We start from the raw sequence: 23985 nt of genomic DNA on the forward strand, positions 1-23985 counted from the left end.
CAATATGAGCCCGCGGAGGACAGCCCATGCAATACAGCTCCGAGCTCATTCACACCATGCGTCAAGCGCTGGAGACCGTGATGGCGAGTGTGCCGGCCCATCAATCGGTGTTCGGCCTGAAAGCGGCCGTCGCCGAATGCATCCTGAAGGCCGCCGCACACGGCCACACGTCATACGATGGATTGGTGACGGCAGCGTCCGACCAGCTCCAGGCGATCATCGCGATGCTGACGTGAGGGCCGCTGATTTCCTAGACGGTCAGATGGTTGACTGGCGCACCCGACACGATTCGAACGTGTGACCTTTGCCTTCGGAGGGCAAGGGTGGGGAAATTACCCCTGCTTACCCGAAATCCCTTGGAATTGCTGGCCTTCAGATATAGGCTGAAAACAGCCTGATTTGGGGGCTACGGTCATTGCTCCGAATTTCCCTCGTTTTCCGGCACCTGCTTACCCAGTGCTTACCCGAGGGGAAATTGCCAAAGCTTACGAAACGCGCAGTTGACGCAGCGGAAACGACCGGCAAGGACCTGTTCCTCTGGGAGGAGGAATTGCCGGGGTTCGGCCTGCGGGTCAAGAAGAGCGGCGCGAAATCCTTCGTGGTGCAATATCGGAACGCGAACGGTCGCAGCAGACGGCTTACGCTGGGCCGGTATGGCGTCCTGACCCCTGAAGAAGCTCGCCGGGACGCCAAGCTGGCGCTGGCGGATGCTGTCCGCGGCGCAGATCCCGTAGAGACCAAGAAGCTGGCCCGCGGCGCCATGACCGTCGAGGAGCTGTGCCGCGAGTACCTGGACAAGGCCGAGCGGGGCCTCATCCTCACACGACGAGGCGAGGTCAAAAGCAAGACAACCCTATACAGCGATAAAGGGCGTATCGAACGTCACATCATCAAGCTGGTCGGCAAGAAGACCGTGAAGGGCTTCACCTCCAGCGACGCTAAAGGTCTCCAGCGCGATATCATCGCCGGCAAATCAGCGGCCGACGTGAAGACCAAGACCCGGGGGCGGGCGATAGTGACTGGCGGGAGAGGTACAGCGGCCCGGACGATGGGGCTGCTAGGTGGCATCTTCAGTTACGCCGTCGACGAGGGCTACCGGCAGGACAACCCTGTCAGTGGCATCCGGCGACCTAAAGACCAGACTAGAGAGTGGCGGCTAGATGACGCGGGGTATCGCCGCCTTGGGAAGTGCCTGGCCGTCGCCGAAGCAAACGGCGAGCACTGGCAGCGCGTCCTCGCGAGCCGTACGTCCGCCATGACAGGCTGCCGATTGGACGAGGTGGAAGGCTTGCTGAAGACGGAGGTCGATACTGTCGGGATGGCCCTTCGCCTCGGCGACAGCAAGACGGGCAAGAGCATCCGTCCTGTCGGGCCCGCCGTTATTGCGGTGCTGAAGACCGCAATGGCGAAGTCCAAATCGAAGTACGTATTCCCCGCCATCACGGCCGAGGCGAAGCACCATACGGGTTTGACGCGGTGGCTCCAGAAGGTGTCGGCCAAGGACGTCCCTGGGATCACTAGCCACGGACTGAGGCATTCCTTCAGCTCTACCGCCGAGGATCTCGGGTACACGCTGCCTACCATTAAGGCCCTGATCGGCCATTCCAGAAAGGGTAACGTTACGATGGGCTACATTCACAAGATCGATTCGGCGCTGCTCGCAGCTGCCGACCGGATCGCCAGGCACATCGATGATGCCATGAACGGAAAGAAACAGAGCAAGGTCGTCCAGTTTCGGAAGGCCTAATCGATCGGCGCGGCTAGGGTAGCTCCCGAAAAGCTGGTCCGCACCGGCCTGCCGCGTCGTCCACATTGCGGATGCTCCAAGCGGAGGAGCGCATGGCGGACTATGAATGGTATCTTCGCGAGATCGTGAATGCTCACGATCTTGTCGGCTTTGACGATGTCTTCTGGAATCTTGGCCAGGTTCTGGCGTGGGTGGAAACAAGAAGCCCGTTTGCGGTTGACGCACTTTCTGATTCGTCGCCAGAATTGTCTCGGCGAGAGCACTCGTTCCCTTCAGGGCTTCCGCATTTCGCTTCTGAGATTGCCGCGAGTAATGCCAAGGAGAATGGCCATGCGCCATTACCTTCGCCATTTCGATCGCTCGATGAGGTCCGTAGGATCGTTCTAAGATCCTTGCAATTGGGTACGCTCAAAGCTTCCGGGCAGCGACGCGGCTCCACTGTGCGTGAGCAAATCACGACTCTTGAATGGGCCGATCTCGTCATTTCAGACAATGTGTACGGCGAGATGAGCGTCCATCGCCATCCAGCCTTTCCAGTCGAGTGGCACGACGTCCGTGTTCTGCGAGATGAAGTGCTGAGTGCTTTTCCGCCGCCTCCATCGCGATCGTCTCAGCGTCCGAACGCCAGAGTTACACCAGTTCCGGAAGGATACTACGCCCTAGAGAAGGCTGTGCTCCTGATTGCTAAGGAATTGGACAGCGACATCTGGCGAACCGGAAAGATGACGAGGAACGAGATCGTGGCCTATGAGAACTTGGGCCAAGTGAACCATTACAAGAATCTGGGCCAGATACTTGACGATATCGTCGCCAATCTACGCGACCGAAAGGGCAATCTGCCGGACGATACAATAGCGCAGCGGCTCGCCAGTTACGAAAAGTGCCAGGGCGTGGTCAAAGAGGCGCTGCTGGCGGGTGATCTGAAATCGCTTCTCCAGTTCGAGACCGGCGAACGAGTGGAGTACCCTTCCAAGGCTTGGGACCAGGACGACGCTATCGCGTGGTTTGATGATGGCTTCATTTGGGTTGATGATGCGCCGGCTACCGCGGCTCCTGGTTGGGCATCCATCCTTATCGATAAGGATTCCTTCTCTGATTGGTACTATTCGGGGACGGGGCCTATGGCCGATGTCGAGGCCAAGGAGCCCGACAAGGGTGGGAGGCCGCCCGAGTACGACTGGGACGCGATCAAGTCCTACGCCATGTCCATCATCAAGGAGCGGGGTCTACCGGCCCGCGCCAATAAACGCCTGCCCTCAAAGGAGCAATTGACCGTCGCGATCTTGGACGCCTGGGCCTTTAAGGGGATCGAACTGAAGAAGCCGACCGTTAGTCGTTACGTCAAGAAGTGGTTGGATGAGCTTTGATCATAACCTGGGCTGAGAGGTTATGATGGGTTTTGGCAGGGTTCTGAGCGGACTTTAGCTCGCCTGCCATGCGAGTGGTTTCGCATCGATGACGAGGATTCCCCTCGGTTGATGAGAGGCCCCAATGAGAGAAAACCCTGAACGCCTACTGCGGCGCGCCCAAGCAGCCAAATACATCGTCGAGACGTATAACGTCCCGTGTTCACCCAAGACATTGGCGAAGCTGGCTTGCGTTAGCTCGGAAGGACCGCCCTTTCGGCTCGCCGGGCGCTTCCCGCTTTACCCCGTCTCAGGCCTCGACGCTTGGGCACAGAGGAAGATCGGACCGTTGGTCAGATCGACCTCTGAGGTTCGCCCCGTCGCCTGACACCATCCCTCAAAAGAAAACCCGGCTGCACGATCCGTATCTTGGCGGATTCGATCGTGCGCACCGGGCTTCTAGGAAATCGTAGTATGAAAAGACATAGCAAACGCATCCAGCAATCTCAATCGGTTTCTGACCTGCCGCTCTTCTCATGGCGCGTCACCATCCTGCAGCCGAGCAGCCAAGCCGGCCTGTTCGTAGCCCGTCGCTACCGCGTTCACCCGGCCTTCGCTGATCTGATCGCCAACCTGGCGGGTCTTGGAAGCGAGGTGCGCCAATGAGCTATCCCGACAGCCCCGGCTTTAAAGCCGTCGGTCCGAGCAGCGAGGCGGCGCAGAAGCTGACGCAGCGTGCCGCCACCGTTCGCGAGCGCGTCCTCGAGTTCCTGCGATCGGAGCATCCGGCAAGTTTCACGCCGGACCAAATCGCCGCTCGCCTCGAGATCAGTTTCCTGAGTGTCAGGCCGCGGGTCTCCGAGCTCCACCTGCAAGGTGAGATCGAGCCAGACGGAACGCGATGCAAGAACGTGTCCGGCATGTCGGCCCAGTGCTGGCGCGCCGCAAAGATTTCAGCGGGAGAGACCCGCTAATGGGAACGATCATGAATAGCTTCAACAACGCCCAGCGCGTCGATTTCAAGGCTGTCAGTTCGGCGGCCCTCAGTGCATTGGACTTCGTGATCCCCAAGCTGCTGCCCGGCGGACGGCGCGAGTCCGGCGAGTGGGTTGCGCGAAACCCCACTCGGAACGACGGGAAGCCGGGCAGCTTCAAGGTCAACCTGAAGAGCGGCGTCTGGTGCGACTTCGCCACCGGCGACAAGGGCGGCGACGTCATCGATCTCAAGGCGTACCTCGACGGCAAGTCGAAGCTGGATGCGGCGCGCGACCTCGCGTCGATGTTGAACGTCCAGCCCACGGGTACGGCCAACCTGACCGGGAACATGTGTGATCCCCAGCCCAAGGCGACCGCGAACATCGCGGCGACGCCGGCCGAGGTCAAAGACGCGCCTGTCCTCCCCGCGCGGACGAAGCCGGATGAGGACGGCAAGCCCCGCTTCATGGTGGCGGGTGACGAGGGGCCGCGCCCGCGTGACAGCGAGAAGCGACGCCACATCTACAAGTGCGGCGGCGTGCCTGTTCGCATCAAGATCATGACCAAGGGCGAGCAGAGGGCATTCAACGCCTATCGCGTTGCAGATGTCGACGGCACCACGGGCTGGCAGTATCGCAAGCCCGATGGTTACAAATCCGTCCCCTACGTGACTGGGGATCTCGACATCTCGACCACCGTCTTCTGGCCCGAGGGTGAGAAAGACGTGGACTCTGTCGGCAAGCGCGGCGGCTGCGCCGTCACGTTCGGCGGCGTCGGCGATGGGTTGCCGGCGGGCTGCGAGGAATATGTCGCAGGCAAGCATCTCGTGATCCTGGCCGACAACGATGACGAGGGATCGGATCACGCCGATGCAAAGGCGGCGCTCGCCTTCGGCGTCGCTGAGAGCGTCCGGGTTGTGCGTTTCCCAGAACTGGAGAAAAAGCAGGACGTCTCCGACTGGTTCGAAGCCGGGCATTCATTCCAAGATCTCGAGGAGAGGGCGCGCACGACCGTTGAATGGAAGCCCTCGACGGAAGAGATGAGCCAGGAGGAGGAGCACATCCAGGCCCGGGCCGAGAAGAAGTCGGCCCTGCCGGTCGGCTACAGCTTCTCTGATCGGGGTCTGATGTGGAGCAATCCGGACGATCTGGACAAGCCTGCGATCCTGGTTGCCGGCCACTTCGACGTCGTGGCGGAGACCCGTGACACCGATGGCGCAAGCTGGGGCGTGTTGTTGCGCTGGCGCGATCACGATGGCCGCGAGCACCAGTTCGCGCTGCCCCGGGCGACCTTGGCTGGCGACGGCTCGGAGGCGCGCCGGATCCTGATGGATGGCGGGTTCTTCATCTCGCCCAGCAACACCGCTCGCAACCTGTTCAACTCATTCTTGCTTCAGGTGAGATCGCCGAAGCGGGCCAGGGCTACCCAGCGGGTGGGCTGGCACAGCAACTCATTCGTCATGCCAGACGAGTGCTTCGCCGTTGACGATCGAGACCTTTTGCTGCTGCAGAGCGCGTCTGCCCACGAACACCCGTTCCGGCAGGCAGGTACCTTGGAGAGCTGGCAACAGAACGTAGCTAGGTACGCTGTCGGCAACAGCCGGCTCGTGCTGGCGCTGTCCGCTGCCTTCGCAGGGCCGCTGGTGAGCCCGTGCGCAGCCGAGGGTGGTGGCGTCCACTTCAAGGGCGCCTCATCCACGGGCAAGAGCACGGCCCTGCATGTGGCCGGCAGCGTCTGGGGCGGCGGCGATACCAATGGCTACATCCGCTCGTGGCGATCGACGGCCAACGGTCTGGAGGGCGTCTCACTCGCGCATTGCGATACGTTGCTGTGCTTGGATGAACTGTCCCAGCTGGCGGCGAAGGATGCCGGCGAAGCAGCCTACATGCTCGCGAACGGCTCGGGTAAGTCCCGCAGCACGCGCGACGGCTCGGCCCGTCGGGCGGCGAAGTGGCGCGTCCTCTTCCTGTCGTCGGGTGAAATCGGCCTCTCCGATAAGGTGGCTGAGGACGGCCGCGGCAAGCGGCTGGCAGCCGGTCAGCAGATCAGGATCGTCGACGTGTCGGCAGATGCCGGCGCCGGAATGGGGATGTTTGAACAGCTGCACGGGTTCACCTCGCCGGACGCCCTCGCGGTTCACCTGAAGACCGCGACGCAGCAGCACTACGGCGTCGCCGCGAGGCAGTATCTCGCGGCCATCGTTCCGCACATCGAGGACATCCGGAAGATCGTGAAGGATCTCGTGAAGAACTTCTGCGACACCTATGTGCCGGCAGGAGCGGACGGGCAGGTTAGTCGCGTCGCTCAGCGGTTCGGGCTCATCGCTGCCGGCGGCGAGATCGCGACGCTGTACGAGATCTTGCCCTGGTCGCGGGGAGACGCCGTTAAGGCAGCAGCCCTGTGCTTCGAACAATGGCTCGCAGCGCGTGGCGGGCATGAAGCCGCAGAGACCGCCGCGGGCATGGAGCAGGTAAGAACCTTCCTCTTGAAGGACGGGATGTCGCGCTTCATCCCCGCGTGGGAGGACAACGCGCCCAAGGGGATGCAGGCGCGCGATGTCGCCGGCTTCAGGGAGCAGATGGGCGATGGCTGGGACTTCTACGTCACCACCACGGCCTGGAAGGAAATCTGTGCCGGTCTCGACCCGCGGCGCGTAGCAGCGACGCTGAGGCAGAAGGGCTACATCGAGGGCGAAGGCTCCCACTCGGCGAAGTCAGTTCGCGTCCCCGACCACGGGAAGATGCGCCTCTACCATGTCCGCTCGACCTTCCTGGAGGATGCAAATGAAGCATGACTTGCAAGCCTTCTCCCGGGACATCGTGGCCCTCATGAAAATGAGTGGGGACAGTGGTGGCAGTGGGGACACTTCCGAGAAGTCACTGCGGCACAAGGACTATTTTGTCCCCACTCGCGAAATGATCGTGTCCCCACTCAAAAACGAGTGGGGACAGTCCCCGCCCGTGAGTGGGGACAGAAAAACATCGGAATTTGAATCGGTTACGCCGGGTGTCCCCAGTGTCCCCACTGCCACCACTCATTTCGAAGAGAGGCGAAACGCGCAAGTCTTCGAGGACAACCCAGCCGGGTGGCATGCAATTCTGCAGGAGCTGAAACGAATGCAAGCACCCGAGTGGGCCGGCGCAGATCGCTGGTCCCATGTGGTCGAAGACGCTGATTGCTTCCTATCGAGTTGGGATCGCGCGGCTTGCGATCTCGGCTGGACCGCCTTGGATCTGTTCGGTGTTCACGCCGTCGCGCCCGGGTGCCGATACGACGTCATGGGACTGGTGATGTTGCTTGGAGGCGGGACTGTCTTCGCGTTGACCGAGCGGACGGCGGCTTTACGACGGCTTTCCGGATCTACACTGACGTATCGGCGGAAGCCGATGTCCGGCGCCGTACTTCTGTGCGGAGGTCAGCATGCAATCGGCTGATGAGACCACATGGAGAGTGCTCACACCGTACGATCCTCGGGAGGGTATTAGCCTGGCGACGGCAGCCAAGAGGGCCGGTAAGTCCGATACGACGATCCGGAATTGGTGCCAGCAGCATGGTCTCGGCCGGCGCGTGGGAGGAGGCGTTTGGATTGTGAGCCAGGTCGCTCTCGCGATGTTCTTGGATGGCGATATGGCGGCGCTCGCTGCGTACCATGCGGGCGACCACTCGAGGTCGGAAGTTGCTCGGTACTTCGAGCGCTTCGGCCTGCCTAAACCGAAATCTTCCGCTTTCAGGAGGTGACCGGACGCGCAGACCGTCTGCGAAGGCAGCTTTTGGGCCCTTCGCAGACCTCCCTCCCGGCCATTGCTGGCATCCGATAACCGCCTCGAGGTCTCTGCTGCCCGCGAGGGAGTGGACGGGCGGGCTAGACTCACTCTTTTGAGGCGTTCTAAAATGTTCGCGGGAACGGCGGCGCAGACCGGAGCGCAGGTGCAAGAATACAGAGCCTATATCTTCGATCAGAAGGGCCACATCACCAGCCGGATCGATCTCCTATGCGAGAATGTTGAAGAGGCGCGCCAACGTGTGAAGCAGCTCGTGGATGGCGACGCGATCGAGCTATGGCAGGGCAACCAGAAGATCGAGCGGCTCGAACCGCCGCCACGTGCCCAGCCCTGAAGGGGCGTGAGGATTGCGCTAAATCAAGCCGGGCGGCGCTGACCGCCCTATGTTGAGCAGCATGTCTCAGATCCTGTTCACCTGCCCGGCAACAGCCATGAAGGTCCAGTGCGAGCTGGACTAAAGCAGTGCGACCTCTGAGGTCGAATATACGCAGATTGCCTGCCCGGCCTGCGCCCGCCTGCACCTGGTCAACCGTAAGACGGGAAAGCTGCTAGCTTCGAAGCCTTGACGAATCCCTGGGGGGAGTGGGCGCCGGTTCCGGTTCGGAACTTTTGTTCAATTTTGCACTTATCTGTTCTGCCGCGGTGTCGCGCAATAAGGATGGGGCCGGTGCAAAGCGAAATGCTGTTGGTCCTCATTCTGGAAGACGAGGTTCTTGTCCAGGATATGGTTCGAGATGCCCTGTCCGACGGTGGATTTGCAACGCAGGTTGTCTCGTCAGGAGAGGAAGCGATTCAGCTCCTCGAAGCAGATAGCACCAAACACCGCGCTCTATTGACCGATATCAACGTTCGCGGTTCGCTATCAGGCTGGGACGTTGCCAAACGCGCCAGAGAGCTTAATCCAGACGTACCGGTGATTTACATGACCGGGGCCGCAGCAGACGAGTGGCCTTCTCACGGCGTGCCGAACAGCGTCCTTTTGCACAAGCCATTCGCGCCCGCCCAGGTCGTGACAGCCGTGTCTCAGCTACTCAACCAGACGCCGTGCCCGCACGCGTAACGTTCTTGCAAACCCTCTCGCTCCAGCGAGCGGTTGACAGGGAGCGGACTCGCGGCCCGAGGGGGTGCACTGGCATCGAGCCTACAGTTTAGAGAGTACACGTAGGGTAGACTCAAACTTTGGACCCGCTTGCTAGCGGCCGTCCCCATTGCCCCGGCTGCCGCGAGTGCGGGCCGCCGTCTGGGATTGTCTTGGTTCGAGGCGGCCCGCCTGCCGTTCTCCCGGACAAAAATGAGCGAGCGACACGGAACTTAACAAGTTTTATTTTATTTAATTTATATATAAACTGATTTAATAGATTAATTATAGGAGGTCCACGCCATGCCCGGCCAGGATGACGATCGCCGCGAATTTCTCAAGACGTGCGGCAGGTTTGCCGCTGTGACTCCTCCCGCCATGACGCTCCTGCTCTCGACGTCTCTCACGACGGCCCATTGCAAAATCCGGCGCCGGACCTGCCGGCCCTCGCGGCAACAACGGCAAAGGCAATGGCGGCGGTGACGGCAGCCCCAATGGGAAGCCCGACAAGGACCGCTGAGTCACCGACACTCGCTCCCCGGGGGAGATGCAATGCAAGCCAGACGCCGCGACGTAGATTGGCACTTCGCCTCTTTCGTGGTGATGCTGCTCTGGCTAGCGTTGATTTGCGCCACACTCCTCGCGGTGCTTTTTGGTAGGCACACCTAAGACGAGTGGACGGACCGGGTTTGCCGGGACACATGGACTTTGATCTAAATCAAACAGCCTCCCGACCCACGTAATTGCCTACGTTGAGCTGCACCGGGAGGAGCAGGGAATGTTCAGTAATCGCCCTACGTGGATGATGCATCTATTGGCTTGTGCAATAGCCGCCATCGGTCTCCTCGCGATTCTTTCGATGGCGCTGGGGCCCTCTTGAGGAGAGCGAACCGGCACCCTGAGGGAGAGGACGGTTCCGTTATCCCAGCTAAATGCACCGATCGAGCTTGCTCGTTACATTCGCGAGAATGACCGAGCAATCGCGACGACTCGAGCGACTTGCGCGGACCCAAGCTACTTTAACAGGCGAGCCCCGCGCAAAGCAGGTTCTGCTTGAGATGGCGGACGAGTATCGCCGTCGAGCCGAAAGCCGACAGCACGCGCAAACCGAGCTGGAGCCATTTCCTGAAGAGTGGTGGGCGTCCCCCTGAGAGTGGACTCTGTCTCTGGCGGTGGAACCAAATTGATCTGTGTTAGTTTTCTTGGATCACTGGCTTAGGCTCTGCCCGTAGGCGCCGGTGGCTGAGAGATGTTCGCGCTCCCGCTGCTGCTAAAGGGAGCCGCGCTGTGTTGAGCACGCTCAAGATCATGAGCGACTACGTCGAACGTCGACGGCTTATCGCATCATACGAAGCAGAGATGATCGCACGATCGCGCGAACAGTTGGCCCGCTCAGAGGCGCTGTTGCGCGCGCCCATCCCGTCGTTGTTCTTGGCAATCACACCTTCATCCCCTGTCCGAAATTGCAGGAGCCCACTTCTCCGTCCTGCGGGAGCGAAGGGGACGCAGACCGGGAACCCATAGGTCGGTTGCCACGTTTTCCCGAGCGCGGAAATCACCGCGTTCCAGGCGAGTCACCGGCTCGCATCCCCCATTGCCCGCGACCTGGTGCCTCTCCTACCTCAGGCGGAGCAGCTCGATGAAGTACCTTCTGGTGATCGTCAGCTTTGGACTGCTCACATCGCCCTCTTTTGCCGATCCCTGGAAGGATGAAAGCGGCAAGGGTCGCTGGGGCTACGATCGTGGACCTTACCGGGCCTACAACTACGATCGCGAATACACGCAAGAGTACCGCCGGGGCCCCTGCAAGATCGAGCGCAAATGGGGCAAGCACGGCGAGTACAAGGAAGAGACCAAGTGCAAGGGCTATCGCGACTGACCTGAGAGGAGCGAGCGCGGAACTTGTGATCCGGTTCACACGCCACGTCTCATTGCGAGCTAGTCTCCGCCGATGGTGACGCCTGACCAGACCCTTGTTCGATGCCCGAGGTGCAAGAACTGGCCGATGCCTCTGCACACGATCTCTTAACCGCGACGAGGCAATTGGCCGACCCAATTCGTATGCATTCACTGCGGACATAGAAAGGAGGGCCCTTTGATCCATCCCGGAGAACGGGATCGCGAGCCAATGTTCTGAGAGGAGTGGCCGGGAGCGGCGGCCAGCCCTGAGGGAGTGCATTGTCGGTCCGCTCGGGGTCGCCAATGTCCCTTACCTGCTAAAATCAATGCTCCGCAGCACGATGCCGGGCGGGATGCCTTCGAACTCGCAGGCACGGTATTTGCTCGCGGCGCAGGCTTCGATGCGGTCTCGCAGGCGGGCGAACTGGGCTTCGCGGTGCTCGGGAGCGACCTTCGGACCGCGTTCAAGATCGTCCATTGCGGTCGTCGAGATTGCGCAACCGATCTCACGCGGGCCGTCCTGCATGGAGAACAGCACGATCATCCGGTCATATTCAAGGCCGATATAGCGGCTGCTGGTGAGGGGCATTTACGAACTCCTGTGCGGTCGGTTCGATCCCTTGTCCCACCTTCGCCATGCCTTCGGCGAGGCAGGTCTCAACCGATACAGGCAGTCCGCCCCCGGCATCACTTCCGCATCTTGCGCGCGTAAGGCGCCCCGAGCGGCCGGAAATTGCCTCAGCTCTCCTCAGACAACCGGGCGAAATCATCGAACAGCGCGGAGACCAGCGCGCGGTGGCGCGTGTCCTCCACCGGCAGGCTTGCGACATAGAGGTTCAGCAAATAGCGCGCCTTGACTGCGGCTTCGGACCAGGACGCGGCGGGCACCGTCATCAGGCGGTGTTCGAGATCGGCCTCGCGCTCCCGCAGCTGCCGGACATTGTTCTCGACCTCGGCCAGCGCGCGGCGCAGGTCGGTGACCTTCTGCGCGGCCATGCCGCGATGCTTATCGAGATCGACCGGGTGGTCAGTCATTGGCGGCGCTCGCGTCCGCCGCTTGCGCGTTCGCAAGATCGACCGAGCCGATCGACAACATCTCCGTGACGCCGCACGCACCTTCGGCGGGCAAGGTGATCATCGTGGCAACGCGGCGATATGCCGAGAAGGTTAGGCCCTCGATCGTCTCCTCGTCCGTGACGATCTCGTAGGCGCCGGCCGGCAACAGGCGCTCGATGGCGCGGATACGGAACGGGCGCTTGAAGTGGACGGTTTCTCGCCGCGAGCGGATGGTCATGCACGCCTGCCTTTCGCAAGTGAAGCCCCAACCGATGCTGGCGGTCGCGACCATGCGCCCTTCGCGCCGCAATAGCCAGCACTATCGGGCCCCGCCGGCAAACAAAGATGTCACAGCGGAGCCATCGCCCGCGCGGCATTTAACGCTCGCTATTGACTCGGCACGGGCTTAGGCTCGCTGCCATCACCGCACATCTCAACGGCTTCGACCGGTGACTGAGGGTCACGTGTGCTCCCGCCGAAGGCCCCGCAGGAGCATTTGATGTCGCGTCTTCGTATCTCCGAATGGATCGTGCCGCCGGTGATCGTTCCGTTGTTTCTACTGCTTCTCGTGTGCGGAGCCGCCATCCTCAATGGCTAGGACAACCCGGGTGCCGTATCTGGTCAGTGGGACCAACGAATACGGAAGCTCCAATCTCGGCCGCGGCAGTGCGGCAGTCGCGCTGCGGTTCGCACGGAAGCTGCTGCGCGAAGGCTACATGGACGTCAGGGTCTGCACCCCGCGTGGACGGGTTCTGCAGCCGGACGAACTCGACGAACTCAAACCGGAAAAGTAGAGCGACATGGCGAAGGGCCAGCAACGTGGCAATCGCGAAGCCAAGAAGCCGAAGAGGGAAAAGACCAAGGTGATCGCGGCGGCGCCGAGCCGCAAGGAAGCCGTTTGGCAGCCGGATTTCAGGCCTGCAAAGAAGAAGTAGCAGGGACCTGACACCCGGCAATGGAGTGTAGTGGTCCTAGCCCCCTTTCGGAACATCGCCCGGCAAATCCTCTCGAGGAGGAATCAAATAGGAAGGACGTTCAGCATGACAATGGCTAGAACAGGTACGTGGAAGGCCGCGCTTTTCCTTGCATCAGTGTTCGGTGCAGCAGCGTCGGCTTTCGCGGCGGAGCCGAACTGCCGTTCAATCGAAAGCACCAGCGCGCGCCTCTCCTGTTACGACGCAGCCTTTCCTCCAAAAGCGAGGAAGCCCTCCGGGACCAGTGCCGACTCATCGTCGGTCGAAAAGGACCCTTTCCTTGCGGAAGAAGCTCGCACCTCAGCGAAGTTAAAAAATATTTGCCGTGGTTGCTGAGTTTCATGGTTGCCGGTGCATTCCAAATAGCTCCAACTTCAGAGGGCCAGTAGGATGACGAAAGAGGACGCCAAAGGTCGTCGAGTGGGCCGCCAGCGAAAGCGTGCTCTTCACCTGGCTGGCACGGTGATAGATGAAAGAGCAGACGCCTCCGCGAGCTCCAAGGTTCAATCGACGAGAAAGCAGCGTCTGCTTGAAGGGCCTGCGGAATTTCGAGCGGACCGCGTTGATCGTTCTAGCCAGAGATCGGGGGGCGACGAGTGATCTAGCCAGCTGCGAAACCCCGGGGCCAGTTTGCAACGGGATGCCCCCTGGCATTCACCGCATCGGGAACAGTCATTGCCGAATGGTGGCAAGGCCGCTCGGCGGCGGCGAACTCTCTCGGCTTGCAGCTTGCAGATAGTTCCCGCCAGAATCGAAACAAAGCGCTCGCTATTGGGCAAATAAAGGCGCACTGTCTCACTACCATCGAGCGGCCCTCAGCATCTATCGGTGGCGTGAACGCAAATTGCGCTCCCGCTCAACCCCAAGCGGAGCGTCAAACATGCCGACTCAACGGTCCCCAGGACAATCCTTGACATTCGAATACCGCCTCGCGCAGGAGGCGATCAACCTCCGCTTACAGGCGAAGGGGATGCCCGCTGGCGTCCGCCGCACGGAGCTTCTGCGAAAGGCCAGGCAGATCGATGCTGCCGGAGAGGTCAACAAGTGGCTGACCTCGCCGGGACTACAGCTGCCATCTTGAATTTGGGCCTCGCTTTTGTCCGACCTGATGAACTTCAGCATGCCACGAGAAGACCAACCTTTATCGGGATTTTACTCTCACCCTCCCGAGGCTGTTAATCCGCCGCCTGCGCTTTTATTTAAGCGGGCGGCGTTTTTCTTTGCGCGCACCGTCAAGGGGCTGATCCCGATTCCTTTGGCTTTCTAGGAACGCCGCTGTGAGAATAGCTTTAAGCTTAATCACCTTTTCGGATCCCTAGGCTACTATCGGCTGAGAGCTGGTTGCTCCCGCCCGCAAGCCGCTGGATGCATATGTGCAAAAAGTGCGACCAGATAAACAACGAGATTGAACAGTTCCGCAGGTTGATAGCACCGGAAATGGACGCGCTTAGCTTGGCGATGATCCGATGCGCAATCGAATTGCTAGAAGATGATAAGGCGGCCTTTAAGTGCCGCGGGAGCGCGCGCAACTAGGTGCGCCCTCCGTTCGCAATCTTAGTCGATGTCGCCTCTTGGCCCGTGGCGGCCAAGGCCGCCCGCCGCCTAGACGTCGGCTGTGAGGGGTAGACCGGGACGCAACCGAGATCAGGCCCAAGACTCGTCTCTCGGCCTGTGCTATCGAAGCCAATGAGAGCAATTTCAGTCACATGTTTGGTCCTGATCTGGGCCACCTCGGCAGCGGCCCAAACGGCGGCGCGACAGCAGCCTCAGCACGGCATTGTTTCGCGGCAGGCTATTGCAGGAATGACAATGAGCTTCTCGTTTCTAAGCTCAAGGCCCTGCGTTAGCCTCTTCGATAATCCAGAAATCCGACTTAAGGACGTTCCGCAGGGAGCGGCTTCAATCCTTGTGCAGCTTACCCAAGCTGATCACGAATACGGCGGCCAGGAAGTGCCCCTGCCAAAGAACGGCATCCTTGCGGCTGGCGCTCTTCGGACGTTCGGACCTTGCAACCCCGGTGTCTACCAATATGAGGTGACCGTTAAGTCGGCTGCTGGGGAAGTACTGGGACGGGCGCGGCAATCGCGTTCGTTCCCCGATGATATCGAATCCAAAGCGCCGTCGAACTAGCTACCCTGCAGGGGAGAACGATTGGCCAGCTATCAAGCCATAGCGGACCTCGCGATTCTAAGGGTTCACTGTCGCTTGCACCCCAGGAGCAAACCCTTTGCTTATAGTTTCGCGACCAATACGCGCGCGAGGACGGCACAGAAGCGGCAAAGTCCGCAAGATCAGCAGCATTGACATGGTAGAGATCGGTCAACCCTCGTACTGACAATCTCATGCAATCTGCATGAGGACGATCAATGGACGACCCCGCCACATTCGAGCAACTGATCCAATTTCGTGCCCCTGCGAACCTGTCAAAGGCGATCGACAGGGCCGCGAGCCAGCGTTGCCAATCAAAATCGGACTACATCAGACAAGCGTTGGTCGACCGCCTCCAGGCGGACGGCGGCTCTCCTCTCGGCGAGCAGCAGTATTGCTTGGTCCGGGGCGGCGAGCTGATCACCACCAGCTTTAAGACCTCCAAGGCCGACATTGACCGCGTTGGCGGCGATGCAGCTTGGCTTCCGATCGAGAACGAGGACACCGAGCCCTTCGACCCCGCCAAGCACTGGCGGTTGAAGCCGCTGCCCCTTCGCCTGGATTCCACGCGCGGCATCGTGGTGCGGACCTATCCCGTCATTGCCAAGTGTCAGGAGCACGCATGACCGGCGTTGCATGGTGGTCCCAGACGGCGGCGAACAACGCGACCTATGACCCCAGTCTGTCGTGGGCTGAGGGCATGGCGCCCAGCAGCGTGAACGACAGCGCACGGGCCATGATGGCCTCCACGAAGAAGTGGGCCGATGACATCGCAGGCGCGACCGTCACGGGGGGCAGTAGCACGGCCTACACGTTATCGACCTTCCAGAGCTTCGACACGTTGGCCCGCCTCAACGGGCAGGTGGTTGGCTTCACGCCGCATGCCACAAATGGCGCGACCGTGACACTCAACGTTGACGGTCTCGGAGCGAAGCCGCTTCGCTCGGCTCCATCCGTCGAACTCCCGGCTGGTGTTATTGTGCAGGGCACTCCCTACGTTGCGGTCTACAACAGCAGCGATGCGGCTTTCTACCTGCAAAACTTCTACGGCAATCCGTACAATGTGCCCATTGGCGGCATCATGCCCTATGCGGGAGCGACCGCGCCCAATTCGAATTTCGTGTTGCCCCATGGGCAGGCGATCAGCCGCTCGACCTATCCCGCTGCCTTCTCGCTGATGGGCACGACCTATGGGAGCGGGGATGGCTCGACCACGTTTAACGTGCCCGATCTTCGCGGGCGCGTCGTGGCGGGTGTCGATACGATGGGCGGCTCGGCTGCCGGTCGGCTGACCGATATAACATCTGGATTTGGCGATGTCCTTGGAGAGACCGGAGGCGCTCAAAGCGTTACACTGACCGCGTCACAAATTCCCTCTATTACATCGACCGTTTCGACCGGCGGCACGCTGACCGGCCAGACCAACAGCTTTCTAGTTGTGCAAAATACCAGCACCACTGGCGGCGGCGGGTTCACCCTAGCAGGCAGCGTCGCGAACCAGAACATTGGTGTCTCTGTCAGCGGCTCGATGAGCGGTTCTGCGACCTCCAACAACACCAGCGGAGGAGCGCACAGCAACGTGCAGCCCACGATCGTCCTGAACTATCTTCTGAGGATCATCTGATCGTGGCACGTAAGGTCAAGAAAATCGCTGCCCCTGCTAAGCAGGTATCAGCGACATCGGCACCAGAGACCAAGGCAAACGTTGCCTATTGCCCTCCTCCGGATGAGTTCGACACCAGCGTACCTGAACTGAAGCATCTGGGTGGGTCCAAGTCAGACCAGTGGAATCTGATGCTCTGCAATCAGGTCATCAGTACCGCCTGGTACGGACGCAATCCGCAGCCCGGCAAGGATCTGGACGACAAGAGGACGGCCATTCTCGCCTTCATGGCGGGAGTGAACCCGAAGGATACGATCGAGGGCATGATGGCAGCCCAGCTCTTCGCGTCTCACGCAGCTGCCATGGAGTGCTATCGGCGAGCGATGCTCCCTGACCAGAGTGTCGAGGGCAAGCAGATGAACCTCACTCTGGCAGCCAAGCTGACGAAGGCCAATGCCGAGCAGGCCGCAGCGCTGTCGAAATACCGCGGCAAGGGTCAGCAAAAGGTCGTCGTCGAGCATGTGCACGTCTACCAGGGCGGCCAAGCGATCGTCGGACAGGTCACCCCAGGGGGGTCTATGAAGAATTTGGAGGCTCAACCCCATGCTATTGGATATGCAGAACGCTCCCCGGTGCGGTGCGAGAACGAGGCGCAGGAACGGGAAGCCCTGCCAGTCGCCGGCAATGCCTAACGGCCGCTGCCGGATGCATGGAGGTCTTTCGCCGGGTGCTCCGAAGGGCAACCAGAATGCGTTCAAGCACGGCCGATATTCCGCGAGTTACATTGCGGAGCGGAGGCGGCTCACGGCATTGGTCCGGCAGATGAAGGACCTTTCCATCGCGCAGGGCGAAGCGTGACCCCTTCCAAATACTAAGCCCTCCCTCTTGATCTCGCCTGCTGGTTGCGGTTGGATACTCGTTGGGGAGGGCTGGGTGATGCGCGTGTTGCGATGTTTGGTGCTGTTCGCCGTCTTGAGCGGGTGCGCTACCAAGTACCAGGAGATGGGATTTACCGGCGGCGTCGCTGCTCAGCAGATCACTGCGGACACATGGCGCATTCAGTCCCGAGGTAATGCGTATACGGGCGCCGCAACCGTTCAGGATTACGTTTTGTTGAAGGCGGCCGAAACGACTCAGTCCGCCGGCGGAACGCATTTTCAGATCGTGAGCGCCGCGGACGCCAGCCGAGCCTCGACCATTGTCACACCTGGCTCCAGCACAACTACGCTCGTCGGAAATCAGGCCTTCACCACGACTTCTCCGGGGAGCGTGGACACCGTCATCAAGCCGGGCCAGGACGTATTTGTTCGAGTGCTGAAGCTGCCGCTTACGACGCCTCCTACGGCGGGTCTCTACTCAGCCGCTGAGATTATCCAATTCGTGGGATCGCGAGTTCAGCGACCGAGCTGACATCGCACGTCCGCACATGTCGCGCTTAATGGTAGTCAAATGATAACGTTGGAATCAGAAGCTCTCTCAAGGGAAGCTTGGCAGTGGTTCGGAATGGGCTTAGGCGGAGCGTTTGTCATTACTATTGCCGTGATCGTCTTGTTTTTCTGGTACAGCGCATATCACGCTGAAACAGAGCAGGATGCGCTCGATCTCGGCTTTCTTGGATTGATTCTTTTACTTGTGACGATCTTTTATTTGGTGGCGTTTTCATTTCTTGTCGCCGCTTCTGCGAAGGGTCTAGACGTCAAGCTGCTTGTTGCTGCGGTCGACGCTTTCGTCCTGATTGGGAGTAAGCTCCTTGCTCCAGAGTTTCTCAGATACCTAAATGAGGAAAAAATCGGAGGGACGACGCAAAGCATCCGAAAGCAGGCTAGGAAGCGCCCGTAATTCCAGCGGCCCTACTCCCGCCTAAAGTCGGACTGGGTCTTGCTCTCCGCTCCCCTGACGAGGACTGTAGCACATGACCTTTAGTAGGAGACGGCGAACGCAATCATTGCTTGCGGTAACGCTCCGGGGTTGTAGACTACCCTCGGGCAGGAGATATGGCGGACAGCCTTGTAGGACTTCGTCGAAATCGAGTGCCCGAAAACGCTAGGGGGCTAGCGAAAAGAGGGTCTAGATGGGGCTGGAAGGACAGGGGCGCGCTGCGCAACTTGAACGGTTCCCCGTGCCGTGCGCGGGCTATTCTGGGACAGAGATCAACCGCTCGCCGCGAAGAGCTGCGATCCTCGAACATGCCGACAGGTTCGCCAGCGAGCGTGCCGATTGGCGCGAGAAGGCAGCCTTCTTCCATCGCGAAGATGAACGCTATCTGCGCTTCCTCATTCCGCCTGGAAGCCGCGTTCTTGAGATCGGGTGCGGTATTGGAGATACATTAGGCTCGCTGAGACCATCTTACGGCATCGGCATTGACTTCAGTGCGGCTCAGCTTTGCATTGCTCGGCAACGGCATCCCGACCTTATTTTCATTGAGGCCGACGTAGAGGACCCCTCCAGTTTGGCCAAGGTGGAGGGGCCTTTCGATTTCATCCTCGTGTTGGATACGATCGGCTCTCTGGACGATTGCCAAGGGTTTCTCGATCGTTTGCATGCCATTTGTAGCCGAGAGACGCGGTTGGTGATCGGCTACTTCTCGCACCTTTGGTATCCGGCATTAAGAGCGGCTGAGGCTATTGGCCTGCGGATGCCGCAGCCTGAGCAAAATGTGCTTTCGCCAGCGGATCTACGCCATCTCTCCTGGCTGGCAGATTTTGATCCCGTCAAATCCGAGCAACGGCTCCTCTCGCCCGTTTCTGTGTTCGGACTCGGTCGATTTGTGAATAGATTCCTGAGCGTACTGCCTGGCGTTCGAGCTCTGTCGCTAAGACACTACCTCGTTGCACGTTCGTTGCGTTGTAAGGGAGAAGGCGTTACGTCCGTCACGATCGTAATCCCCGCGCGCAACGAAAGAGGCAACATAGAACCCGCGGTCCAGAGGATCTCGCAGTTTTGCGAGGATATCGAGATCATCTTCATTGAAGGTCATAGTAAAGATGGCACGTTCGAAGAGATGGAGCGGGTCAAGCAGGCCTTTCCAAGAAAGGACATCAAGGCAGTCCGGCAACCGGGCAAGGGAAAAGCCGATGCTGTCTTCTCTGCCTTCGAGATTGCGCGCGGCGACGTCCTCATGATTCTGGATGCCGATCTGACAATGCCACCGGAGCAGCTTGGTAAGTTCTATGAGACGATCCGGTCGGGTAAGGCCGAGTTCGTCAATGGTTCACGCCTGGTCTATCCGATGGACGAGGGCGCAATGCGCTTCCTTAATCTAATCGCGAACAAGGTGTTCTCTTATTTGTTCTCCTGGCTGCTTAACCAACGCTACACAGACACATTGTGCGGCACCAAAGTTTTGCGCCGCAGCGATTTTCGCCGGCTGAAGGCGGGCCGGACCTACTTCGGCGACTTCGACCCATTTGGCGATTTTGATCTGATTTTTGGAGCATCGAAACTCAACCTAAAATCTGCGGATCTTCCCATTCGTTATGTGGCAAGAAGCTATGGAGAAACTCAGATCTCGCGTTTCCGTCACGGGTGGATGTTACTCCAGATGGTTGCCTTTGCGTTTTTTAAGATCAAAGCAATTTGAGACGGAATCTTGAGGCTCTTTTGAAGTCTGAACAGTTGCCGCCCGACTCGCTTGCGAGGGCCTGGCCTGCTTACAAAGCGCTCGCCTCTATCGGCAGGAGGTGGATGACCAAAGATGCCCTCGACCGCCTGACGCCGTTCGGTTGGCGCGGCGGGCTGGCGTTCATCTTGGCGTTTTCCTTTCTCTCCTTCCTTCTCTGCGGGTACTACGTGGTCTATTGGCGTAATGCCGACATGGACTTCATGGTGATCTACAGCGCGCTTGCCCTCAACGATGGTGCTAGCCGGTCATTTTTCGACCATCCCGCCTACTTGAGTATCCTCTCGGTCCAGACTTGGTTTCGCTTGCTCCATGAGCTTCATCTACTCGATGCCTGGACGCTCTCGGCTATTCCGTCGCCATCTGATCGCAGTGCGTTTGATGCTGCAATGACCAGTGCGGTTCGCGCGGGGCGAATACTTGCAGTGCTTACAGCCAGCGCACTAGTGCTTTGCTTCGCAACACTAGCCCGCCGGATAGTATCGGATAACCGAATTGCCACTTGCGCGGCATTTGCGTTCGCCATCTCAGGTGGCGTTCAAATGCATATGCGCACGCTGCGCAGCGAGATGATCGCGGGTTGCTTTTGTATCCTGGCGTTAATGATCCTGATAATCGTCGCACGCCGTGGCATGGTCTGGCGACCACTCGGGCTTGCGGCTGCGGCATCACTTTGCGTTCTAGGACTCGAGAACAAGGTTCATGCAATCTTGCTCGTGGGAGCCCTACCGGCTCTGGCCCTGCCGTTCGGAACGACCTCGAGCGCGAGCGCCCCATTCTGGCGATCTGGATCAACAGCGTGGCCAGCCGCAGCTATAGCGGCGCTGGCCGCGGCTGGCGGCCTAGCTCTAGCATGGCCGTTGATCTCCAAGGGCTTCGACCCTGCAGTAGCATCTGCTGCCGGCCTTAAACCGTTACTTTTAGGCACGTTCGGCGTTTATCAGATCATCCTACTTGGCTGGATTTACGGCTGTATGATCAGCTTCGCCAAGCTCTGGCAGGTTAGTATCCCGGAAACCGTAGCGTCGATGTGCGCCGTCGCTGCCGGAGCTTCACTCTCCCTGCTGGCGCTCAACATCCAGTACGCCCCCGAGGACCCGGTCATAGTCCTCAATCCACTCGAGAAGATGATGGTCTATGTGGATCTACCGGATGCCGCCGGAAGTCCTCTCGGCGCATTCGGACTGCTCCTATCTGGACTCATCGGGGTCCTACGACGCTACACGTTTATCCTCCATTCCTCGCCTCGTCCTGCCGTATTCCTAACGTGGCTTGTGATCCCTGGGATCGTTTACGCCTGGAGGCATGGAGAGAAGCAAGTAACGTATCAGGCGGGCCTCCTAATGCTTGCGGCCATCGCCATCGACTCGCTGGGTGTGCGCCGAGGGTTAAAGGTAGAGTATGTCGTTTTCACCGATCCTCTCATCATACTTGCGGGTATGTTGCTTCTCGATCGAATGAGGCACCTCCGCTTCCAGCGGTTGGCGTTTCCAATCGGCGCGGCGTTGATCGTCGCGCATATACTGATTAGCCAGGCAGAACCCGTGAAAATCGCTTTGAAGCGGAGTGGACCCGAGAACATATGTGATTGGCGGCATACCTATATGCCCCGGCTTCAGCTGCCCTTTTGCAGTAATACTTCGGAGAGGACTGGCTCTAATTTTGGCTTTGCTGCCATCCAAGTCTCAGGTCCTGCGGTCACAGCTCGGTAGCTTGATCTGACGTGCATCGGAAGGATTGGCCTTCTGAGACACAAGCGAACAGGCAGCTCTGTCAAAGATACAAACATCGAAAAACCGAAGTTTCGCTTGCTCCGTCGGGCAAAACAGGAGTTTATAGGACGCTGGCTTCAATCAAGAGAGGACCAGTGCAATGGCCGGCGGAGTCGAGGCATCTTCCGAACTGTCGAAGATTGCAAAGCTCAATGGCGACTTCAGGAAGAACTACGGCATCCTTCTGGGCGCATTCCTTTACCTGAGGTCGGTCAGCGCCGCGCGCGGGCGGTCTGTTTTTTGGGTCGCCCTGGCGTCCGTGGCGTCGTCGGCCGGCCTGGCGTGGTTGTGGAAGCATGGTTTCGAATGGCTGAGGGGCGGCTCAATTTTCTAGCGGGCCCCTCAAGACTGAACTGCGGCCCGTCCAACCGCTGATGGAGGGCGCTGATCACTGCCGGAAAGGTGGGGCACCTAAATTCACCGAATACCCGCGCCGAGATCCGTACCCGACCGTCTCTCGTCTTGGGCAGATTGGCCGTTGGGAGCAGAAAAAAGTCTTGGATCTGTCCATTTGTGGCTGCCAGCCTGACGACCAGAACAAGATCGGACTTCTTGTACTTGAGCCGCTGCAATTCCCACCGGGGGGCCGGCCCCGGATAGCGCTCGCCGTCGGATACGACCCGCGCCAGGGTGACCGAGATCGTTACGCTGCTGCTTACGGTCAGCAGACGGAGTTCCTGCAGAAACGTGATGCTGCGCCTGCGCTTTTCCACCTCGGTGATGATGTCTCGGGCAACCGATGCGATCAGGCGGTCGGTCCTGGCCGCGGTCTCCCGGAAGCAGTAGCGCGGCTTGGGTTCGAAGCCTACCCGCCTGAACGCCTCCGCCAGCGACCCAAACCGTTGGGCGTAGGTCTTGCTGTGGGGTATGCCCTTCGTCGTCATCATCAGTTTCAGCGACAGGCGCCCCTTCTGGCGGAGCAGGGTACGAAGCCGGTCAAGCATCTGGGCGTCGGTCAGGACACGACCAAACTCGACCTCATTGAGCCGACGCTGCGCTTGGGCGAAGAGTTGTGGGGATATGAGGTGCTTGAAGGCGTTATTGCGGCGAACCCACATTTCCGGCGGGTTGGCTACCTGCTTTTCACCAAGCTTCTGGGAGCGGCGGTTATAAACCAGGTGCCCGGCATAGGCCTCGTTCTTGAGTGTGTTGCTGATGGTCAGCGAGGTCCACGGCTTGCCGCGCGCATTGTGGATGCCGTCCGCGTTCAACTCGACCGCAATCTGGGTTCTGGTCTTCTTCTCGTCGACAAACGCGCTGAAGATGCGGCGGACAACCCTCTGCTCTGTCGCGGGGCCCGGCACGAGCACGGTACGCTGACTTTTCAGGCTCTTGTGTTCTCCGTACTCAAGGACGCCTTTGGGCTTCCCATGCTCGTCGAGCAGCATGCGCCGCAAGCCGTAACCCGCCGGGCCGCCTCGCCAGTAGCCGAGGCTCACGACGTGGCACTGGCCGAGGAAGACTTTCTTTGACAGTTGCTTGCTGAAGTCGGCCGCGGCGACGCGCTTGATATTCTTGAGGACAATGGAAGCGAGGCTGCCGTCATTCTCGAACTCGTCGGCGCAGTAGTGGACGCGGACGCCGGCGCGTTTGCAGATAAACTCGTAGTAGGCGCTTTCATCGACATCTTGAAAGCGTCCCCATCGGGTAATGTCGTACACCAACACACAGTCGAAGTCGGCGCGGCCAAGCTGAACGTCTCGGATGAGATCCTGTAGCCCAGCTCGACCCTGGATGCGAAGGCCGCTGCGGCCAGCGTCGGCGTAAGTCCGGACGATTGTGAGATGTCGCCGCGCAGCGTGTGCAGCGATCGCCGCCATTTGATTTTCAATGGAGTATTTCTGAGCGTCCGTGGACATGCGGACGTATTGCGCGGCTTTCAATCCACGCAACGAGACGTCGGGAGGAAGTACGTTCTTTTGCATGAACCGGGCCCTACGTGTCTGTAGAAGGCAACACTGCCCCGGAGAGGTACAAGATCGGTTT

The 23985-nt window shown here is 59.7% G+C and carries 24 protein-coding genes and 1 pseudogene; 21 read left to right on the top strand and 4 right to left on the bottom strand.

All coding sequences use genetic code 11. The annotated features are described in order from the left end of the window. The first annotated feature begins 26 nt into the window (after window positions 1–26). From ACTEK7_RS14720 to ACTEK7_RS14770, 11 genes and pseudogenes are all read left to right on the top strand, one after another. Window positions 27–236 carry a hypothetical protein gene (locus ACTEK7_RS14720; RefSeq protein ID WP_036002484.1) on the top strand — a complete coding sequence of 70 codons (210 nt, stop codon included), beginning with the start codon at window positions 27–29 and terminating at the stop codon, window positions 234–236. A gap of 239 nt (window positions 237–475) precedes the next feature. After that, window positions 476–1747 (top strand): tyrosine-type recombinase/integrase, encoded by a 1272-nt coding sequence (locus ACTEK7_RS14725; RefSeq protein WP_074447657.1) that lies wholly within the window; start codon window positions 476–478, stop codon window positions 1745–1747. A 92-nt stretch (window positions 1748–1839) separates the two neighbouring features. Next, a complete protein-coding gene (locus ACTEK7_RS14730) occupies window positions 1840–3114 on the top strand; it encodes a hypothetical protein (protein WP_141697566.1) in 1275 nt (424 codons plus the stop codon). 453 nt (window positions 3115–3567) lie between these two features. Next, window positions 3568–3759 (top strand): hypothetical protein, encoded by a 192-nt coding sequence (locus tag ACTEK7_RS14735; RefSeq protein ID WP_074447602.1) that lies wholly within the window; start codon window positions 3568–3570, stop codon window positions 3757–3759. Next, window positions 3756–4067, top strand: coding sequence for a hypothetical protein (locus ACTEK7_RS14740; protein WP_074447603.1), 312 nt, complete (start codon window positions 3756–3758; stop codon window positions 4065–4067). The genes ACTEK7_RS14735 and ACTEK7_RS14740 overlap by 4 nt, the downstream gene beginning before the upstream one ends. Next, a complete protein-coding gene (locus ACTEK7_RS14745) occupies window positions 4067–6862 on the top strand; it encodes a DUF927 domain-containing protein (RefSeq protein WP_074447604.1) in 2796 nt (931 codons plus the stop codon). The genes ACTEK7_RS14740 and ACTEK7_RS14745 overlap by 1 nt, the downstream gene beginning before the upstream one ends. Further along, window positions 6852–7502, top strand: a complete 651-nt coding sequence (locus tag ACTEK7_RS14750; RefSeq protein WP_074447605.1) for a hypothetical protein — start codon at window positions 6852–6854, stop codon at window positions 7500–7502. Before ACTEK7_RS14745 ends, ACTEK7_RS14750 begins: the two co-directional genes overlap by 11 nt. Window positions 7503–7959: 457 nt before the next feature. Next, window positions 7960–8184 (top strand): hypothetical protein, encoded by a 225-nt coding sequence (locus ACTEK7_RS14755; RefSeq protein ID WP_050996022.1) that lies wholly within the window; start codon window positions 7960–7962, stop codon window positions 8182–8184. A 324-nt stretch (window positions 8185–8508) separates the two neighbouring features. Further along, window positions 8509–8910 carry a response regulator gene (locus tag ACTEK7_RS14760; RefSeq protein ID WP_225148449.1) on the top strand — a complete coding sequence of 134 codons (402 nt, stop codon included), beginning with the start codon at window positions 8509–8511 and terminating at the stop codon, window positions 8908–8910. A 321-nt stretch (window positions 8911–9231) separates the two neighbouring features. Beyond that, a pseudogene (locus ACTEK7_RS14765) lies at window positions 9232–9448 on the top strand (hypothetical protein). A 1119-nt stretch (window positions 9449–10567) separates the two neighbouring features. Then, a complete protein-coding gene (locus tag ACTEK7_RS14770; protein WP_036027512.1) occupies window positions 10568–10807 on the top strand; it encodes a hypothetical protein in 240 nt (79 codons plus the stop codon). A 330-nt stretch (window positions 10808–11137) separates the two neighbouring features. Here the strand turns inward: ACTEK7_RS14770 and ACTEK7_RS14775 are convergent, their stop codons facing one another. The 3 genes from ACTEK7_RS14775 to ACTEK7_RS14785 form a co-directional block, all read right to left on the bottom strand. Beyond that, window positions 11138–11416: a DUF1488 family protein gene (locus ACTEK7_RS14775; RefSeq protein ID WP_036027511.1), complete on the bottom strand. Its 279-nt coding sequence runs from the start codon at window positions 11414–11416 to the stop codon at window positions 11138–11140. Window positions 11417–11565: 149 nt separating this feature from the next. Further along, entirely contained in the window at window positions 11566–11862 is a 297-nt protein-coding gene (locus tag ACTEK7_RS14780; RefSeq protein WP_036027509.1) for a hypothetical protein, read from the bottom strand. Continuing rightward, window positions 11855–12121 carry a hypothetical protein gene (locus ACTEK7_RS14785; protein WP_036027549.1) on the bottom strand — a complete coding sequence of 89 codons (267 nt, stop codon included), beginning with the start codon at window positions 12119–12121 and terminating at the stop codon, window positions 11855–11857. The genes ACTEK7_RS14780 and ACTEK7_RS14785 overlap by 8 nt, the downstream gene beginning before the upstream one ends. A 352-nt stretch (window positions 12122–12473) precedes the next feature. Between ACTEK7_RS14785 and ACTEK7_RS14790 the strand changes: the two genes are divergently transcribed. The 10 genes from ACTEK7_RS14790 (at window position 12474) to ACTEK7_RS14835 (ending at window position 21939) form a co-directional block, all read left to right on the top strand. Next, complete coding sequence (locus tag ACTEK7_RS14790; protein ID WP_225148448.1) at window positions 12474–12677, top strand: hypothetical protein; 204 nt, start codon at window positions 12474–12476, stop codon at window positions 12675–12677. A 6-nt stretch (window positions 12678–12683) separates the two neighbouring features. Then, entirely contained in the window at window positions 12684–12818 is a 135-nt protein-coding gene (locus ACTEK7_RS14795; RefSeq protein WP_275945346.1) for a hypothetical protein, read from the top strand. 2405 nt (window positions 12819–15223) lie between these two features. Then, window positions 15224–15631 (top strand): hypothetical protein, encoded by a 408-nt coding sequence (locus ACTEK7_RS14800; protein WP_036027504.1) that lies wholly within the window; start codon window positions 15224–15226, stop codon window positions 15629–15631. Then, window positions 15628–16629: a phage tail protein gene (locus ACTEK7_RS14805; RefSeq protein ID WP_225148447.1), complete on the top strand. Its 1002-nt coding sequence runs from the start codon at window positions 15628–15630 to the stop codon at window positions 16627–16629. Before ACTEK7_RS14800 ends, ACTEK7_RS14805 begins: the two co-directional genes overlap by 4 nt. A gap of 2 nt (window positions 16630–16631) precedes the next feature. Further along, complete coding sequence (locus ACTEK7_RS14810; RefSeq protein WP_225148446.1) at window positions 16632–17300, top strand: hypothetical protein; 669 nt, start codon at window positions 16632–16634, stop codon at window positions 17298–17300. After that, the gene (locus tag ACTEK7_RS14815; protein WP_083235089.1) at window positions 17224–17466 is read left to right on the top strand and encodes an HGGxSTG domain-containing protein; all 243 of its coding nucleotides are present in this window, start codon (window positions 17224–17226) and stop codon (window positions 17464–17466) included. The genes ACTEK7_RS14810 and ACTEK7_RS14815 overlap by 77 nt, the downstream gene beginning before the upstream one ends. A gap of 78 nt (window positions 17467–17544) precedes the next feature. After that, entirely contained in the window at window positions 17545–18018 is a 474-nt protein-coding gene (locus ACTEK7_RS14820; protein ID WP_074447611.1) for a CC0125/CC1285 family lipoprotein, read from the top strand. A 48-nt stretch (window positions 18019–18066) separates the two neighbouring features. After that, entirely contained in the window at window positions 18067–18447 is a 381-nt protein-coding gene (locus tag ACTEK7_RS14825) for a hypothetical protein (RefSeq protein ID WP_225148445.1), read from the top strand. Between the two features lie 232 nt (window positions 18448–18679). Continuing rightward, window positions 18680–20188, top strand: a complete 1509-nt coding sequence (locus ACTEK7_RS14830; protein ID WP_083235090.1) for a glycosyltransferase — start codon at window positions 18680–18682, stop codon at window positions 20186–20188. 104 nt (window positions 20189–20292) lie between these two features. Then, window positions 20293–21939 (top strand): hypothetical protein, encoded by a 1647-nt coding sequence (locus tag ACTEK7_RS14835; RefSeq protein WP_074447661.1) that lies wholly within the window; start codon window positions 20293–20295, stop codon window positions 21937–21939. A 272-nt stretch (window positions 21940–22211) separates the two neighbouring features. Here ACTEK7_RS14835 and ACTEK7_RS14840 read toward each other — a convergent pair whose 3' ends face one another. Beyond that, window positions 22212–23924 (bottom strand): recombinase family protein, encoded by a 1713-nt coding sequence (locus ACTEK7_RS14840; protein WP_225148444.1) that lies wholly within the window; start codon window positions 23922–23924, stop codon window positions 22212–22214. Window positions 23925–23985: the final 61 nt, after the last annotated feature.

The sequence above is a fragment of the Bradyrhizobium sp. JHI2711 genome (genome assembly GCF_056156565.1).